The sequence below is a fragment of the Dyadobacter sp. genome, assembly GCF_051859145.1.
Taxonomy (GTDB): Bacteria; Bacteroidota; Bacteroidia; order Cytophagales; family Spirosomataceae; genus Dyadobacter.
Map to the genome: position 1 here is coordinate 2,795 of NZ_JBHYGF010000395.1, position 960 is coordinate 3,754.

At 49.8% G+C, this 960-nt stretch carries 2 pseudogenes; one reads left to right on the plus strand and one right to left on the minus strand.

Annotated features, from left to right (window positions below):
* Positions 1-772 (plus strand): annotated as a pseudogene (locus ACTIE6_RS20045) (aldehyde dehydrogenase (NADP(+))); the annotation flags it as partial.
* On the opposite strand, the pseudogene ACTIE6_RS20050 reads toward ACTIE6_RS20045, so the two are convergent.
* Positions 765-960, minus strand: a pseudogene (locus ACTIE6_RS20050) (tRNA pseudouridine(38-40) synthase TruA); the annotation flags it as partial. The pseudogenes ACTIE6_RS20045 and ACTIE6_RS20050 overlap by 8 nt on opposite strands.

Sequence of the window (960 nt, forward strand, 5' to 3'; positions counted from 1 at the left end):
GCCGGGCTATCTGGAACAAAATGCAGTGGAACTTGGAAAAACTTTTGCGGGCTCAGTAAGTCTCGGCGCTGGGCAGTTTTGTACAAACCCTGGACTGGTTTTCGTGACAGGCTCAGCTGGATTGGATGCATTCAAAGAGTCTTACAAAAACGAGATCGCAAGTACCACTTCCGCTACCATGCTGACGGCGGGAATTTATAAGAACTACAATAAGCTGCGTGAGGAGGTTTTCGAGCAGAAAAATGTATCCAAACTGGTTGTTTCTGAAAACGTCACTTCGGCTGGTAACCAGGCACAAGCAACTATTGCAGAGGTTTCCGGCAGTGCATTCATCGCCAATCCGAAGCTGCATGAAGAGGTTTTCGGACCATTTTCGCTGCTCGTGGTTTGCAAAGACACCGAAGAGCTGCTTGCTGCTATATCGCACCTGAAAGGTCAGCTTACTGCTACTTTAATGGCGAACGAAGCAGAAGCTGCCGCCTACCCTATGCTGGTCAGACAGCTGGCGAAAATTTCGGGAAGGTTCATTATGAATGGGGTACCTACCGGCGTGGAAGTTTGTCCGAGTATGCACCACGGCGGACCGTTTCCTGCTACGGTTGATTCGAAGTTCACGTCAGTCGGCCGGCATTCCATTTTGCGGTTTGTACGTCCGCAATCGTTTCAGAACTGGCCGGACTCGCTTTTACCCGACGAACTTAAAAACAGTAATCCGCTGGGAATTCTGAGGCTGGTCAACAATGTGCAGACCAAAGATCCGGTGGCTATTTGATTTGAAACAAACCTTCGGGGTAACCTACCCTGGTTAGAAACAATCCTTCTGCCGGAGCCTGCGCTCCGGCATTTTTACGGTTTTTGGATAATATCACCGCTTCAAAATCGGCAACTGACTTCTTCCCCTTGCCCACTTCCAGCAGGGTTCCCACAACTGCACGGACCATCCCGCGTAAAAAGCGATTT